This is a genomic window from Rhizobium sullae (assembly GCF_900169785.1).
Lineage (GTDB): Bacteria > Pseudomonadota > Alphaproteobacteria > Rhizobiales > Rhizobiaceae > Rhizobium > Rhizobium sullae.
In genome coordinates, this window is sequence record NZ_FWER01000066.1 from 12,236 (window position 1) to 28,096 (window position 15,861).

Sequence of the window (15,861 nt, forward strand, 5' to 3'; positions counted from 1 at the left end):
ACACATGCGTATCAAGACCGTAGAGGCCTGGTGGGTCAAGATTCCCATCGAGGCGAGCCGCCAACATCGCAGCGACTTCGGCGTGCTGACGACCTTCGATGCTGCCATCCTGCGTATCGAAACGAACGACGGCATCGTCGGCTGGGGAGAAGGCAAGAATGCCGCCGGCAGTGCAGGCACCTATGGCACGCTGGTGCACATGCTGAACCACGAGGTGGGGCCGGAGCTCATCGGCCGTGATCCTGCAGACATCTCCGCCATATGGGAGATGCTTTACAACGGCATACGCCACGAGATGGCGGCGATTTCGGGTCATGCCATGCCGCAGATCGCGCGGCGCGGCCTGTCCGTCGCGGCGATCAGCGCGGTCGACCTAGCGCTGTGGGACATTCTCGGCAAGTCGCTCGGCGTCCCCGTCTGGAAACTGCTGGGTGGCCGCAAGGCGGACAGGTTGCCCGCCTATGCTTCGGGTGGTTGGGAGAGCGCGAACCTGATCGGCGAACAGCTCCAGTCCTATATCGCGGCCGGCGGTTTCAAGTCGGTCAAGATGCGCGTCGGCGCGATGGACCGCGCGCCGCATGTCTCGGCCTCACGAGTGCGGGCGGCGCGCGAGGCGATCGGCCCCGACGTCGACCTTATGGTCGATGCGCACGGCACCTATACGGTTGCCGAAGCGAAGCGCTTCATGGAGATGGTGGCGGATTGCGACCTCGCCTGGTTCGAGGAACCGGTGATCGCCGACGACAAGCCGGGCATGGCGGAGGTGCGCGCGGCGGGGAACGTGCCGATCGCTGCGGGCGAGAGCGAGTCGACACGGTTTGCCTTCCGCGATCTTGCCATGCTGCGGGCCGCCGATATATTCCAACCCGATCCGGCCTTCTGCGGTGGCATTACGGAGGCGATGCGCATCAGCTCGCTCGCCAGCGCCTTCAACCTCCGTTTCGCACCGCATCTTTGGGCCGGTGCGCCCTGTTTCTTCTCCGGCCTGCACTTGTGCGCGGCTTCCCCGGCAAGCTTCGTTATCGAATATTCGCTCGGCGCGAATCCGATGATCCATGATCTTGTCGAGGACACTGTGTCGGTAAAGGACGGTATGATAGAGATTCCTGATAAACCCGGCCTGGGCTTCACGATCAATCAGAGGGTCCTCGAGGCTCACGCCCAAAGACTGTGACGATGAAAGAAAATTCCCTCCTCTCCGATCTCGCGGCATATCTTTTCTCGAATTCGAGCGGCAACGGCCGCACGCCTTCGGAGCGGGAGCTTGCGGAGCATTTCGGCGTCAGCCGCGGCCATATCCGCGAGGCGCTCGCGATCCTGGAGGCGATGCGCATCGTCGAGCGCCGCGCCAAGTCGGGTATCTACCTGACGACCACGGAGGCGAGCGTAGAGGCCATGGCACTGTTTGCTCGAGCCGGCGTGCCGCTCGATCCGATCCTGATCTACGAGACCGTGGAACTGCGCAAGATACATGAGATCAAGGCCGCGGAACTCGCCTGCCTGCGGGCGACGGAAGAGAATTACCAGCGCCTGCGCGACATCCTTGCCGCGTCCGAGGCGAAGCTTGCCGCAGGCGAGGGGCTGGCGCGCGAGGACCGAGATTTCCATCTGGAGATCGTCCGAGCCACCAAGAATAGCGTCTTCTATCGCGTGTGCAGCGTCTACTACATGATGGGCGAGCAGCGCCTGCCGATCTATTTTAGCGACGTCGCCCGCCGCTGGCGCTCGCATGAGGAACATGTCCGCATCTACGAGGCGCTGCTTGCCCGCGACGGCAATCTCGCCCAAGCACTGATGAACGCGCATCTCCAGGGTGCGGAAAGCTATTGGAAGGGTCTCATCGGCGGGCCTGCGATGGCCGCCGGATAGGCGTAACTGGTGGGGAGGGCCGATGAGCTTCATCTTTTCCACACATCCCCTGCATCCTGCCGCCGAGGCGGTGCTTAAGGCTGCGGGCGATCTGCGCGTCGCCTCCGCGCCCGACCCCGAAACGTTGCTGCGAGAAGGGCGGGGCGCGGGCATCGTCGTCGTGCGCGCGCCGATCCCGCCGGCCTTCTTCGAGGATGCGCCGGCGCTTCGCGCTGCGATCCGCCATGGCGCCGGGCTCGACATGGTGCCGATGGATGCGGCGAACCGCGTCGGCGTGCTTGTCGCCAACGTGCCGGCTGTGAATGCGTCGACGGTCGCCGAGCACGTCTTCCTCGTGACGCTCGCCCTGCTTCGGCGCTTCCGCCTGATGGACCGGGAACTGCGGCAGAGGGGCTGGGCGGCCGGGCGCGGCCAGTCGGACGGGGCTTCGGACCTCGGCGGCCGCACTATGGGCATTGTCGGCATGGGCAATGTCGGCAAGGCGATTTTCCGGATCGCGAAGTTCGGTTTCGGCCTCGAGGTGGTCGCTACGAGCCGGTCGCCGGAGCGCGTGCCGGACGGTGCGCGCTTCCTGCCGGTCGACGACCTCGTCGCGATGGCCGACATCGTCGTGCTCTGCTGCCCGCTGACGTCGGAGACGACCGGCCTGCTTAACGCCGGGCGCATCGGCCGCATGAAGCCCGATGCCATAGTGGTCAACGTCTCGCGCGGCCCGGTGATCGATGACGCGGCGCTGATCGAGGCGCTGCGCGAGGGACGCATCGGAGGAGCCGCGCTCGACGTCTTCGCGATCCAGCCCCTTCCGCTCGACCATCCATATTTCGGCTTCGACAATGTCATCGTCACTCCGCATCTCGCCGGTCTTACGGACGAGAGCATGATGCGCATGGGAACGGTCGCGGCAAGCGAAGTCCTGCGCGTCATGAAGGGCGAACTGCCCGTCAATCTGCGCAATCCCGAAGTGGTCGAGCACTACCGCCGGCGCTTTCCCGCATAGCTCAGCCCCTTCGCGACGATCCGAAACGCTGGCGGCCCCTGCGGTGTCACGGAAGCCGTTGGCATCTTTCCAACCTATCAGGTCAGCCCGCATGCCGCAGGCTGACGCCGCTTCCGGTGTCGAACAGCACGACCTTCTCCGGATTCCACGAAAAGCGAACCGTATCCTCGATCCGAAGCACCGTCTGCGCCGGCACGGTCGCGTGGATGAAGTTCTCGCCGGTGCGCAGCGTCACGATCTTTTCGACGCCATGGTTCTCCACGTCGTGCACCCGTGCTTCCCCCGGGGCACCGCTGTCGAGGAAGAGGTCTTCGGGGCGGATGCCGAAGGTGAGCGGGCGACCGTCCGTGGCAATCCCGTGCCCGGAGCCGAGCGGCAGCCGGTAGCCCTCGCTGGCCACTGCCTCGCCGCTGGCAAGCGTACCTGCGATCAGGTTCATCGGCGGCGAGCCGACCGCGCGCGCGACGAAGGTGTTGACCGGGTTTCGGTAGATCTCCTGCGGCGTACCCGTCTGCACCAGTTGGCCGTTGTTGAGAACGCCGATCTTGTCGCCCATCGACATGGCCTCGATCTGGTCGTGGGTGACGAAGAGGAAGGTCGCGCCGAGGTTCATCTGCAGGTTTTTCAGCTCGGTGCGCAGCGCCTCGCGCAGTTTCGCGTCAAGAGCCGAGAGCGGTTCGTCCATCAGAAAGACGCGCGGCTTGCGCACGATGGCCCGGCCGATCGAGACGCGCTGCATCTCGCCGCCCGATAGTCGGTCGGTCTTGCGGTCGAGCAGGTGCTCGATGCGCAGGGTTTTCGCAACCCGGTCGACGCGTTCCTTGATCTCAGCGGGTTCGACGCGGCGAATGCGGGATTTCAATGGAAACTCCAGGTTCTCCCGCACCGTAAAGCGCGGGTAGAGCGAATATTGCTGGAGCACCAGGGCCACGTCGCGCTCGGCGGCACCCCAGTCGGCGACATCCTGCCCGTCGATGAAGATCTGGCCTGCCGTCGGCTTTTCGAGACCGGCGATCAGGCGCAGCGTTGTCGTCTTGCCAGCGCCGGTCCGGCCGAGCAGCACGAAGAACTCGCCGTCAGCGATGTCGATGTTCAGGTTGTTCAGCGCCGTGTGGTTGCCGAAGGTCTTTGTGATACCCTTGAGTTCGATATGCGCCATCAGAGTCTGATCCCGAGCGACGAGCCGGTCGCCGTGTTGAAGAAATGCGCCTGGGCGGGGTCGATGCGCGCCCAGACGGCTTCGCCCGGGCCGGGCACGAATCCGCTCTTGGTGCGTGCCCTGATCATCTGGTCGCCGACCTTCAGGTCGACGATGTCGTGCGACCCGAGCGGCTCGATGATATGTGCCTCGACCGGCATGAAGCCCTCGCGGGCCTCGCGCGAGATCAGCACGCCCTCAGGCCGGACGCCGAGCGTCAGCTTGCCGTCCTCGGCCCCCGCGTCCGAGAGGCGATTGGCAAGGGCGGCCGGGAACTCGAAGCCCTTTACTCCGTCGCTGACCCGCACGCTGGCATGGCCGCCCGTTTCGCTGACGGTCGCCTGCGCCATGTTCATGACCGGGCTGCCGACGAACTGGGCGACGAACATGTTGGCGGGCTGAGAATAGACTTCTTCGGGCGTGCCGACCTGCTGGAGGATGCCCTCGTGCATGATGACGATGCGGTCGGCGAGCGACATGGCCTCCACCTGGTCGTGAGTCACGTAAATGGTGGTCGAGCCCTGCTTGATATGTAAGCGCTTGATTTCCGCCCGCATCTCCTCGCGCAGCTTGGCGTCCAGCGCACCGATCGGCTCATCCATCAGCATGGCCTTTGGCCGTCGCACGAGCGCGCGGCCGATCGCAACACGCTGCATGTCGCCGCCTGATAGTGCCGAGGGCTTGCGGCCCAGCAGGCCGGTGATGCGCAGCACGCCGGCGATCTCGCGCACCGACGTATCAACATCTTTCCGGCTCATCCGGGTGGCGCGGAGCGGAAAGGCGATATTCTCATAGACCGTCATGTGCGGATAGAGCGAGAAAGACTGGAACACCATGGCTATGTCCCGGTCGGATGCTTTGATATGCTGCACCGGCTGGCCGTCGATCAGGATGTCGCCTTCGTCGATGGTCTCCAGGCCTGCGACGGCGCGCAATGTCGTCGTCTTGCCGCAGCCGGATTGGCCAAGCAGCACGATGAATTCGTTGTCGGCGATAGCGAGATTAAGGTCCTTGATGACCTGGACGGCACCGAAATATTTCTGGATGCCGCGAAGTTCGATCTGCGTCATGAATGGCTGCCTTCGTCTGGTTGATCGTCCCGCGGGATTTTGGTCGTCACCATGAAGGCGATCAGTCCGACGAGCGTCATCGTCATGCCGTAGCGGTGGAGAAACAGGTTCCAGGGCTGGCAGAGCGCGATGATGCCGAAGATCATCAGGTACTGCGAACCGGGTTCTATATATTTCTGGTTCAGGGCGCGGAAGGTCATTTGCGGATCGCTCCGAAGCTCATGCCGCGCAGGAGATGGTTCCTGAGCAGGAAGGTGAAGATGGCGACCGGTAGCAGGAACAGGAACGTGCCGGCGGCAATCACCGTCCAGTCCGGCAGGCCGGAGCCGACCTGGCTCGGGATGAACGGCGGTGCGGTCTGCGCGCGCCGGTTGGTCATGATCAGCGCGAATGCATATTCGTTCCAGGCCGTGATGAAGCAGAAGACGGCGGTGGCGGCGATGCCGGTGGCGGCTTCCGGGATGACGATCTTGAAGAAGGCCTGCATGCGGGTGTAGCCGTCGACGAGTGCCGCCTCCTCATATTCCTTCGGGATTTCGTCGATGAAGCCTTTCATCAGCCAGACCGAGAAGGAGAGGTTGAAGGCGGTGTAGAGGATGATGAGGCCCCAGTGGGTGTCGTTGAGCCCGACGGCGCGGTACATGAGGAACATCGGAATCGCCACGACCACGGGCGGCAGCATGCGCGTCGACAGGATGAAGAAGAGCAGGTCTGCTTCCCCCTTGACCTTGAAGCGTGAGAAGCCATAGGCCGTGAAGGTCCCCATGCCCACCGCAAGCACCGTGGAGGTAATCGCGACGATGAGCGAATTCATGAAGCGGCTGGGGTAGCCGGAGAGCTGTACTTCGCCGCGGCCGGACCGCACGACCTTCTCGCCGCCGTCGAAGACGAGCCGCTCCCACCATGGGGCCGCGGCATAGTGTTCCGGCGTCGGCCGTTCGCGAAGCTGCGAGCGCTTGGCAAAGAGTTTTACGAACGGCGATACTTCCGGCTGGAAGACAATGGTCGGGGGTATCGTCGTGGCAAGGTTGCGCGGCTTGAAGGCCGTCGACGTGATCCAGTAGATCGGTGCGAGGAAGATGAGCGTGATGACGAGCACGGCGGCGATCGCCACCCGGTTCAGAGCACGCTCGGAGCGGGTTCGGACGGCGGCCATCTCAGCGCTCCTTCACCTTGTTGAGGTACTTGACGTAAATGTTGGTGATGGCGAGCACCATGATGAGCACGATATAGGCGAGCGCGCAGGAGCGCCCCGTCTGCCATTCCTGGAAGGCCATCTTGTAGAGGCGGATCGAGATCACCTCGGTCGTTGGCTGGCTTGTGAGGATATAGGCGAGGTCGAAGGTCTTGAAGGCCTCCATCGTGCGGAAGATGATTGCAATCATCAGGATGGGGGCAACAAGCGGCAGCGTGATGCGGAAGAACGTGTAGAACGGTCCGGCCCGGTCGATTGCCGCGGCCTCATAGAGATGCTTCGGCACAGCCGACAGACCAGCGAGCGAAAGCAGCATCACAAAGGGCGACCACATCCAGATGTCGGTGATCGCGACGGCGTAGAGCGCCATATCCGGGTTCGACAGCCACTCGAAGCGGCCGAAGCCGAGCGCATGGTTGATGATACCAAAGGACGGGTCGTAGAGCAGCTTCCAGAACAGGCCGACGACTGCCATCGACAGCATCATCGGCAGCAGAAGCAGTGTGGTGAGCAAACCTTTGAACGGGATGTCACGGTTGAGCAGCATAGCCGTGCCGAAACCGACGATGACCTGACCGGCGACCGACACGATCACGTATTTCGCGGTGATGGCGAAGTTCGACCAGATGAAGGGGTCGTTGAGCAGTTCCCGATAGTTCCGCAGGCCGACGAAGTTGGCCGGAGCGCTCGTTGAGGCACGGAAGTCGGTGAAGGAGTAGCCGAGCGAATAGATCAACGGGAAGATGTTGAAGATGATCAGGAACAGGATCGTCGGGATAATGAACAGATTTCGAATCTTGATGTCGCTCAAGCCCCGCGAAAAAGCACGCGACTTCGAGTCCAGCGATGTCATAACTACGGTGGCCAATGTGCTCCTCCTCCGAGAGCCGCGCGCTGGCCGCACTTTCGGCGTCCTGTTGCGCATTGCCTGAACGCGGACGTCGTGTCCCGCGAGCACCATTGCGGTGCAGAGTTGAAAAAGGGGAGGGAGCCGGGCCCCCTCCCGCGACGTCTCACCCGCTAGTGGCGGCCGTACTTCTTGAAGGTCGCGTTCCAGTCCTCGGCGAGAGCGTCGAGCGCCTCCTTTGCCGTGCCCTGGCCGGCGGTCACATAGGGGTAGATACGCTGATTCATCTGGATCAGCAGCTCGGCATATTCCGGAGTTGCCCAGAAGTCCTTCACCTTGAACATGGTCTCGTAGAACGCCTTGTTATAGGGGGTCGCATTCTGGAATTCCGGCGATTCAAGCACCTTTGCGCTTGCCGTGTAGCCGCCGAGTTCGGCCCAGCGCTTCTGGGTCTCGTCCTTGATAAACCATTCGAGGAATTTCATCGCCTCTTCCTGGTTGTCCGAGTAGGAAACGATCGAGATGCCCTGCCCGCCAAGGGCTGCGAACTGGTGGCCGTCCGGGCCGGCCGGGTTGGCGAAGAAGCCGGTGACCTTCGCGTTCGGGTTCGATGCTTCGTTGACGAGCGCCGGGAAGAAGGCGAAGTAGTTCATGCTCATCGCTGCCAAGTTCTCGGTGATCGCCTGGTTGTTCTCGACGAAGAAGCTCTTCGCCCAACCCGGAGGCGTGAACCCGTAGAGCTCGCGGTAGGTTTCCAGAGCCTTGACGTTCTTCTCCGAGTTGATCACCCCGTCGACCTTGTAGGTGCTGTAGTCGCCGAGTTCTCCGCCGAAAGAGAAGATGGCGTTCTCGACGCCCATTACGAGGCCGTCATAAGAGTTGTCGGTGTAGATCGCGACGCCGTAGCGCTTCTGGTCCGGACGATGGAAGAACTCGGCGATGTCGCGTAACTGCTTCCAATCCTTCGGCGGAGCGAGGTCGTAGCCGTATTTGGCCTTGAACGCTTCCATCTCCTTGGGGTCTTCGAACCAGTCCTTACGGTAGGACCAGCCGACGGCGTCACCTTCCGCAGGGATCGACCAGTACTTTTTCGAGTTCGAGGGATACTCGGCGTAGTATTTCACTGTTGCCGGAGCCATGACTTCGTTCAGCTTGTGCTTGTTGAAGAAGTCGGTGAGATCGACATAGTGCCCGGCTTCGGACGCAGCACCGATCCACTGGCTGTCTCCGACGACCATGTCATAGGCCGAGCCCTTAGCATTGAACTCGGTGAAGGCTTTGGTCTGGAAGTCGGCCCAGGGCGTGGTCTCGACAGTGACCTTCACGCCCGTCTGAGCCTCGTATTCATTGACGAGCTCCTGAAGGTAATTTGCCGGGTCCCACTCGGCCCAGAAGATCGTCAGTTCCTGGGCCTGTGCGGACGTTCCGCAGGCCCACATCAAGCCGACACCGGCCAAGAGACCGGTCACAGTTTTGCGCATAACGTTTCCTCCCATTTATGCACGCTTCCCGCTTCATCGCGGGCCTTCCGATCCGGCCTCCCGATCCTCCTGGGCGGTGTTCGCGCTGGGGGTTCTCCCGACCCTTCGCTCCGTTTCAGATCTCAAGCCTGAATGCTATTTCCCTGATCTGGTAGTACCAAATTTCAATATCGTCAAGTGCAACTTTGGGCGGGGCTTCCGCCAAAAGTCGTCTTCAAAGTTTCCGTATCGCCCCAATAATAGCGCGTTTCTTGACGCAGTCTTGCCGGACAGTCTGATTCATCATCACCGATCTGGACAACGACATGAAAAGAATATTAATCAAACTGGTCGTACCAGTTGTTACTTCAACTCGGAGGGCTGCCAATGTCATGCCACGCTCCCCGCCTCCTGTATCGCCGCTTCAACGAGGGCCTTGGCCGCCCATTCGGCAACAGATTGAGCGTTTTCGGAGGTCAGTCCCCAGATATCTTTCAACACGACCAGGACCTCGACGCCGAAGACAAGGGAGAGCGCCTGTGCCAGGCGCTCCCGGGATTCGGGCGGCACGGTGCCCTGCAACGGCGCAGTTGCGCTCTCCAGGAGACCGACGCGGTGGCCCCGCGTGAACAGCGGCTCGTTGCCGAGCGTGCCTGCCTGGCGCTGCGCCCACTGGTCCAGCGAAAGCTTCAGCGCCGCCTTGAAGGTGGCCTCGAACTCGTCGATGCGCGGCATCGCGGTCGCCAGCAGGTCGGCAACGCGGGTGTGGGCATCGGGACTGTCGGACGACCAGTCGAGTATGGGCCCAAGAGCCTCGTCCACCACCGCATGCACGAGCGCTGCCTGGCTTGGAAAGTAGCGGTAGGCCGTGGCGCGCGACACTTCGGCAGCCTCGGCGACTTCGCTTACTGACGGAGTGATGCCGGATTGCATGAGCCGGGTTGCTGTTTCGAGCATCAGTTTTCGCGTGCGGGCACGAGGGCCTCGCTCGGCGGTTCTGGCAGTTTCGTTCTGTTGACGTGAGACATCCATATCTTTATGATACGCGCGTCTCATAATTTTGCAAGCGTCGTTCGAATGGTCGTGAAAGTGAGGCAAGGCGGGGGGTGGACCACTTGGTCGCGGAGGGGAAATGAAGCATATTTACGTGGTCGGCACGGCCGACACGAAGGGCGAGGAGCTTGCCTATCTGGCCGCTTGCATCGAGACGGCAGGCGGCGCTGTGGTGCGGGTAGATGTCGGCACGCGCGCGCCTGCGGCCGCCGTCGATATAAGCGCCGGGACGGTTGCGGCATGCCATCCGCAGGGTGCTGGGGCCGTTCTTGGCTGCGACGACCGCGGCACGGCAGTCGAGGCGATGGGCATTGCCTTCTCGCGCTTCCTCGTTGAGCGTCGGGACATTGCCGGGGTCATCGGTATCGGTGGAGGCGGGGGCACCTCGATCGTCACCGCAGGCATGCGCCAATTGCGGCTCGGCCTGCCAAAGATCATGGTCTCGACGCTCGCGTCCGGCGATGTTGCTCCCTATGTCGATGTTTCCGACATCGTGATGATGCCCTCGGTCACCGACATGGCAGGCCTGAACCGGCTCAGCCGGGTCATCCTGCACAATGCGGCCCAGGCGATCACGGCCATGGCCAGCCGGCCGGCCGAGGTAACGGCATCCAAACCGGCCCTGGGGCTTACCATGTTCGGGGTCACGACACTTGCCGTAGCCGCCATGGTCGAGCGGCTCAGGGCGGACTACGACTGCCTGGTCTTCCACGCCACCGGCACGGGCGGGCGCACGATGGAGAAGCTTGCCGACAGCGGGCTTGTATCGGGCGTGCTCGACATTACGACGACCGAGGTCTGCGACCTGCTTCTCGGAGGCGTCCTGCCTGCCACTGCGGACCGTCTCGGCGCGATTGCCCGCACGGGCTTGCCCTATGTCGGCTCCGTCGGCGCGCTCGACATGGTGAACTTCTGGGCGCCAGAGACGGTTCCCGCGCACTATGCCGGCCGGCTTTTCTACCGCCACAACCCGAACGTCACCCTGATGCGCACGACGGCTGCCGAATGTGCCCAGATTGGGCGCTGGATTGGTGAGAAGCTCAATCTCTGCAACGGCCCCGTACGCTTCCTCATTCCCGAGAAGGGCGTCTCGGCCCTCGACATCGAAGGCGGTGTATTCTTCGATCGGCAAGCCGACGCCGCGCTCATTGCCGCGCTCGAGGCGACGGTGAAGCCGACGGCGTCGCGACGTATCGTCCGCCTGCCGCTCCATATCAACGACCCGCAATTCGCAGAGGCCGCCGTCGCGGCCTATCGTGACATCGCCAACCCCTGAGAGACAAAATCGATGCCAGCCATACCTCGCAAGACCATCCTCGAAAAATTCCACGGCATGATCGCAGCCGGCGTGCCGATTGTCGGCGGCGGCGCTGGCACGGGCATCTCCGCCAAGGCCGAGGAGGCCGGTGGCATCGACCTCATCATCATTTACAATTCCGGGCGCTACCGTATGGCAGGCCGCGGCTCGGCGGCAGGCCTTCTTGCCTATGGCAATGCCAACGAGATCGTGAAGGATATGGCGCTCGAAGTGCTGCCCGTGGTGAAAACGACGCCGGTGCTTGCCGGCGTCAATGGCACTGACCCCTTCGTGCTGATGCCGCGCTTCCTCGCCGACCTGAAGGCAATGGGCTTTTCCGGCGTGCAGAACTTCCCCACGATCGGCCTCTTCGACGGCCGGATGCGGCAGAGCTTCGAGGAGACGGGCATGGGCTACGGTCTGGAGGTCGATATGATCGCCACCGCCCACGGGCTCGACCTTTTGACGACGCCCTATGTCTTCAACGAGAGCGAGGCTATCGACATGACGGTTGCCGGCGCCGACATCGTTGTGGCGCATATGGGTGTGACAGTCGGCGGCACGATCGGCGCCACCTCCGGCAAGTCGCTCGATGATTGTGTCGATGAGATCACGGCGATCACCAAGGCTGCGCGCTCCGTGCGGGACGACGTCATCGTGCTCTGCCACGGCGGCCCGATCTCCATGCCGGAGGATGCGCGCTACATCCTCGAGCGTTGCCCCGGCTGCCACGGCTTTTACGGCGCAAGCTCGATGGAGCGCCTGCCGGCAGAGGCGGCGATCCGCAAGCAGACGGAAGATTTTAAGGCGCTCGCCATCGGAGCGATCGTCTGAGCACGAACATGGGGGGCCTATTTCATGGCAAAGGACAAGTACTTCATCTATCCGGAGGATGTGAGCGCCTTCGGTTTCGACTGGGGCAAGCTATCGCTGACGGTGGCGCCCGAGGTCAACGGCGCCAGCCGATTTTCCGGTGGTGTTGTCGATCTGCCGAGTGGTGAGGGTCATTCCCGCCACAATCATCCCGGTGCCGAGGAAATCATCTTCGTGATTTCCGGCGAGGGTGATCAGATGGTCGAGGACGAGAACGGCAATCCGATCACGCAGAAGGTCGGCCCCGGCTGCACCATCTATGTGCCGGAAAGCCGCTTCCATTCGACGAAGAACACTGGCGCTGGCACGATGCAGCTTTTCGTCGTCTACTCGCCGGCGGGGCCGGAGCTTGCGCTTCGCGCGCTGCCTGACTTCCGCCTGCTGCCGCCGGGTCACTGAAGCGGCCATACATTTTCTGGGAGGAAAACGGTGAACAACAATGCAGGGAATACAAGGCCCGCCGTGCCGCCATTCGATACGGCCAAGCTTGACCGGCTCATGGAGGAGGCAGGTATCGACGTCATCGTCGCCACCTCGAAGCACAACACGCAATATCTGATGGGCGGCTACAAGTTCATCTTCTTCGCCGCCATGGATGCGATCGGTCACAGCAGGTACCTGCCGATGGTGATCTACCAGAAGGGCGCGCCAGACCACTCGGCGTATGTGGGCAACCGCATGGAAGGCGCAGAGCACCATAACAATCCGTTCTGGACGCCCGCCGTGCATACGGCGACTTGGGGCACGCAGGATGCTGCCGGGCTCGCCGTCGATCACCTGAAGAAGATCGGCAAGGTCAGCGGGCGCATCGGCATCGAGCCGGCCTTCCTGCCATCCGACGCTCGCGATCTCCTTGCCTCGCGGCTCGATGGTGCCCGGTTCGTCGATGCCACGCATGCGTTGGAGCGGCTGAGGGCCGTCAAGACGCCGGATGAACTGGCAAAGCTGAGACGCGCCTCCGAACTAATCACCGATTCGATGCTGGCGACGATCGCGGCGGCCCGCGCGGGCTCGACCAAGACGGAAATCATCGAGCAGCTCCGGCGGGAGGAAACGAACCGCGGCCTGCACTTCGAGTATTGCCTGCTAACGCTCGGCGCCAGCCACAACCGCGCCGCCTCGCCGCAGGCCTGGGCCGAGGGGGAGGTGCTGTCGATCGATTCCGGTGGAAACTATCACGGCTACATCGGTGACCTCTGCCGCATGGGCGTGCTCGGCAAGCCGGATGCGGAGCTGGAGGATCTCCTGGCCGAAGTGGAGTCCATCCAGCAGACGGCTTTCGCGGGGGTTAGGGCAGGGGCTACGGGCAGCGAGATGATCGTGGCGGCGGAAGACGTGCTCAAGGCCTCCCCGTCGGCGGCCTTCACCGACTTCTTCTGCCACGGCATGGGCCTCATCAGCCACGAAGCGCCGTTCCTGATGACGAACCACCCTGTCGCCTACGAGGGCATCGATGCCGACAGGCCACTGGAAGCCGGCATGGTGATCTCGGTCGAGACGACGATGCTTCACCCGAAGCGCGGCTTCATCAAGCTGGAGGATACGCTCGCCATAACCGATGGCGGCTACGAGATGTTCGGCGACCGCGGTCGCGGCTGGAACCGCGGCGGCGTGTGATTGCATCCCAACCGTAAAAAAGAGCCCGGCGGGTGTTATGCCTGCCAGGCCTTTCGATTCTGCTCCCGGCGTCTCAAGCGTGGCGGATTTCCGTTCCCAGCACCTTCAGGCATTCCCGGATGAAGGCGGCGAGCGCAGTCCAGCCCTTGGCCGAAACCATCGTGCCGTCGACATAGGCCTCGGTTGGAGAGAGGTCGATGTATGTGCCGCCTGCCAAGGTGACTTCGGGTTCGCAGGCCCCAAGCGCACCCACCTTCTTGCCGCGAACAACGCCATCGACCGCAATCAGGATTTGGACGCCATGGCAAATGGTGAAGATCGGCTTCTTCTCCTCGTGGAAATGGCGCACCATCGCCTGCACCCGCTTGTCGGTGCGGATATATTCCGGCCCGCGCCCGCCAGCGCAATAGACGGCGTGATACTGGTCGAGCTGGTCCTCGGCTTCGGAAAACGTCTTGTTGATGGTGACGTTGTGCCCGAGTTTTTCGGTGTAGGTCTGGTCGCCCTCAAAATCGTGCAGCGACGTCCTGAGGATGTCGCCGGCCTTCTTGTCCGGGCAGACGACGTGCACCGTATGGCCCACAGCCTCCATCGCTTGCTGATAAACGAAGATTTCGTACTCCTCGGTGAAATCGCCGGTGAGCATCAGGATTTTCTTGCCTGGCATGGGTTCTCCTCCTCGTTGTCATGTCTGGCGGGCACGTCCTTGCCTGCCGGGGGTTGCTCAGATCTCGTCGAACGCCGGCAACAGCCGGTCGCGCGAGTGTTCGATATGGATGCGCATTGCATTCGCCGCCGCGTCGGGGTCGTGCGCGGCGAAGGCATCGAGCAGCGTCTGGTGCTCGCCGAGCGCCTCCTCGGTCACGCGGCGATGGAACATCAGGCGGAAGATGTGAAAATGCGTGTGCTGGAATGCTAGCATCTCGCGGATCAGCTCGTTGCCGGCAAATTCCATGATGCGGTCGTGGAAAATGGCGTCTTGGCGGGCGAAGGCCGAATAGTTCGCCCGCTCGTCGCTGTTGTCGCTGCGCGTCATAACGCCTGCGGCCTCCGTCAGGATCGCAAGCCTTTCGTCATTCATCGCTTGGGCCGCCTTCGCAGCGCCGGCCGGCTCCAGCAGCAAGCGGAGTTCATAGAGCTCGTCGAAGCGGTGGCGTGTGATCTGAGGCGCGGCGCGATAGCCGACGAGGTGCTGCTTGACGACGAGGCCCTCGCCTTCAAGCCGGCCGAGTGCTTCACGGATCGGCGTTTGGGAGACGTTGAACTCCTTGACCAGGTTGTCGACGGTGATGCGCGCGCCCGGCGCGATCTTCAGCGACATGAGCTGGTTGAAGATCGCTTCGTAGACGTCGCCTGCCAGACTGTTGGCGCGCGGTATCTGGGTCGTAGCCGCTGAAGGTTCTTTAGGTCTCGTCGAAATCATCTGCCGCCTTGCCTCTTGACAGGTTCAATCGCTAGCATGATGCTGCGGTCAAACGCAATCCTATATCCTATACGATTTAATATAGGGAGGAAAAATTATGCGAATATCGGAAGCGGCGGCCCTCGCGCTCGCCACCCGCCTGCTGGAAGAGCACGGCGCACCGCGTGACCATGCGGCTCTGCAGGCCCGCGTCCTAGTGACGGCCGAGATGAAGGGGCACCCGTCGCACGGCCTGCACCGCCTTCAGCGATTGCTCGAACGGATCGAGCGCGGTGTCATCGACCCGGAAACGAAGGGTACGCAGTGCTGGCGGGCGGATGCCGTGATGGAGGTGGAGGGTTCGTCGGGGCTCGGCCCTGTCGTCGCCATGGCCGCGATCGAGCGGCTGGCGCCCCACATTCCCGATCTCGGCATCGGTCTCGTCGCGATTCGCAATGCGAACCATCTCGGCATGCTAGCGCATTATGTCGAGGCCATCGCCGCATTGGGTTTCGTTGGCATCGCGCTCTCGTCGAGCGAGGCGCTGGTCCATCCCTTCGGCGGTACGCGGGCCATGCTCGGCACCAACCCCGTCGCGATCGCCGTGCCGACCGCCGCGGAGCCGCTCGTGCTCGATCTTGCCACCAGCCTCGTGCCGATGGGCAGGATCCATCACCACGCAGTGACCGGCAGGCCGATTCCTGAAGGATGGGCGCGTGACGCGGATGGCCACCCAACGACTGATCCGGTGCGTGCAAAGGCCGGCGCGATAGCGCCCTTCGGCGACGCAAAGGGCTATGGCCTCGGCATCGCCATGGAGCTGCTGGTGGCAGCGCTTGCGGGTTCGGCGCTCGCGCCGGATGTGCACGGCACGCTGGACAGCCAGTCGCCATGTAATAAGGGCGACGTCTTCATATTGATCGAGCCCAGCCTCGCGCCCGGACTTCCGGCGCGGCTGTCGGCCTATCTCGATGCCGTGCGTG

General features: G+C 62.8%; 17 protein-coding genes. 8 read left to right on the forward strand and 9 right to left on the reverse strand.

All coding sequences use genetic code 11. The annotated features are described in order from the left end of the window. Positions 1–4 precede the first annotated feature (4 nt). The 3 genes from BN1800_RS34460 to BN1800_RS34470 are packed head-to-tail and all read left to right on the forward strand — an operon-like array spanning position 5 to position 2,866. Entirely contained in the window at positions 5–1,174 is a 1,170-nt protein-coding gene (locus BN1800_RS34460; RefSeq protein ID WP_087004592.1) for a mandelate racemase/muconate lactonizing enzyme family protein, read from the forward strand. Positions 1,175–1,176: 2 nt separating this feature from the next. Then, positions 1,177–1,869, forward strand: coding sequence for a FadR/GntR family transcriptional regulator (locus tag BN1800_RS34465; RefSeq protein WP_087004595.1), 693 nt, complete (start codon positions 1,177–1,179; stop codon positions 1,867–1,869). Positions 1,870–1,891: 22 nt separating this feature from the next. Continuing rightward, a complete protein-coding gene (locus BN1800_RS34470; RefSeq protein ID WP_087004598.1) occupies positions 1,892–2,866 on the forward strand; it encodes an NAD(P)-dependent oxidoreductase in 975 nt (324 codons plus the stop codon). Positions 2,867–2,948: 82 nt separating this feature from the next. Here the strand turns inward: BN1800_RS34470 and BN1800_RS34475 are convergent, their stop codons facing one another. The 7 genes from BN1800_RS34475 to BN1800_RS34505 form a co-directional block, all read right to left on the reverse strand. Next, complete coding sequence (locus tag BN1800_RS34475; RefSeq protein ID WP_087004601.1) at positions 2,949–4,025, reverse strand: ABC transporter ATP-binding protein; 1,077 nt, start codon at positions 4,023–4,025, stop codon at positions 2,949–2,951. Beyond that, positions 4,025–5,134: an ABC transporter ATP-binding protein gene (locus BN1800_RS34480; RefSeq protein ID WP_087004604.1), complete on the reverse strand. Its 1,110-nt coding sequence runs from the start codon at positions 5,132–5,134 to the stop codon at positions 4,025–4,027. Before BN1800_RS34480 ends, BN1800_RS34475 begins: the two co-directional genes overlap by 1 nt. Next, positions 5,131–5,334 (reverse strand): hypothetical protein, encoded by a 204-nt coding sequence (locus BN1800_RS34485; protein WP_027510030.1) that lies wholly within the window; start codon positions 5,332–5,334, stop codon positions 5,131–5,133. The genes BN1800_RS34480 and BN1800_RS34485 overlap by 4 nt, the downstream gene beginning before the upstream one ends. After that, on the reverse strand, positions 5,331–6,290 hold the full coding sequence (locus BN1800_RS34490; protein ID WP_027510031.1) for a carbohydrate ABC transporter permease: 960 nt from the start codon (positions 6,288–6,290) through the stop codon (positions 5,331–5,333). Before BN1800_RS34490 ends, BN1800_RS34485 begins: the two co-directional genes overlap by 4 nt. Before the next feature lies 1 nt (position 6,291). Next, complete coding sequence (locus tag BN1800_RS34495) at positions 6,292–7,197, reverse strand: carbohydrate ABC transporter permease (protein WP_087004607.1); 906 nt, start codon at positions 7,195–7,197, stop codon at positions 6,292–6,294. 152 nt (positions 7,198–7,349) lie between these two features. Continuing rightward, positions 7,350–8,657 (reverse strand): ABC transporter substrate-binding protein, encoded by a 1,308-nt coding sequence (locus BN1800_RS34500; RefSeq protein WP_087004609.1) that lies wholly within the window; start codon positions 8,655–8,657, stop codon positions 7,350–7,352. A gap of 369 nt (positions 8,658–9,026) precedes the next feature. After that, positions 9,027–9,668, reverse strand: a complete 642-nt coding sequence (locus tag BN1800_RS34505; RefSeq protein WP_179213973.1) for a TetR/AcrR family transcriptional regulator — start codon at positions 9,666–9,668, stop codon at positions 9,027–9,029. A gap of 100 nt (positions 9,669–9,768) precedes the next feature. On the opposite strand from BN1800_RS34505, the gene BN1800_RS34510 reads away from it, so the two are divergent. The 4 genes from BN1800_RS34510 to BN1800_RS34525 are packed head-to-tail and all read left to right on the forward strand — an operon-like array spanning position 9,769 to position 13,476. Then, the gene (locus BN1800_RS34510) at positions 9,769–10,965 is read left to right on the forward strand and encodes a Tm-1-like ATP-binding domain-containing protein (protein ID WP_087004615.1); all 1,197 of its coding nucleotides are present in this window, start codon (positions 9,769–9,771) and stop codon (positions 10,963–10,965) included. 12 nt (positions 10,966–10,977) lie between these two features. Next, positions 10,978–11,820, forward strand: a complete 843-nt coding sequence (locus tag BN1800_RS34515; protein WP_027510036.1) for a phosphoenolpyruvate hydrolase family protein — start codon at positions 10,978–10,980, stop codon at positions 11,818–11,820. 24 nt (positions 11,821–11,844) lie between these two features. Continuing rightward, positions 11,845–12,258 (forward strand): cupin domain-containing protein, encoded by a 414-nt coding sequence (locus tag BN1800_RS34520; protein ID WP_087004618.1) that lies wholly within the window; start codon positions 11,845–11,847, stop codon positions 12,256–12,258. A 30-nt stretch (positions 12,259–12,288) separates the two neighbouring features. Continuing rightward, positions 12,289–13,476, forward strand: coding sequence for a M24 family metallopeptidase (locus tag BN1800_RS34525; RefSeq protein ID WP_087004622.1), 1,188 nt, complete (start codon positions 12,289–12,291; stop codon positions 13,474–13,476). Between the two features lie 73 nt (positions 13,477–13,549). On the opposite strand, the gene BN1800_RS34530 is transcribed toward BN1800_RS34525, so the two are convergent. After that, positions 13,550–14,143 (reverse strand): DJ-1/PfpI family protein, encoded by a 594-nt coding sequence (locus BN1800_RS34530; RefSeq protein ID WP_087004625.1) that lies wholly within the window; start codon positions 14,141–14,143, stop codon positions 13,550–13,552. Positions 14,144–14,200: 57 nt separating this feature from the next. Continuing rightward, positions 14,201–14,899: a GntR family transcriptional regulator gene (locus tag BN1800_RS34535; protein WP_027510040.1), complete on the reverse strand. Its 699-nt coding sequence runs from the start codon at positions 14,897–14,899 to the stop codon at positions 14,201–14,203. Between the two features lie 97 nt (positions 14,900–14,996). On the opposite strand from BN1800_RS34535, the gene BN1800_RS34540 reads away from it, so the two are divergent. Beyond that, on the forward strand, positions 14,997–15,861 hold an 865-nt coding region (locus BN1800_RS34540), incomplete at its 3' end, for an Ldh family oxidoreductase (protein ID WP_087004627.1).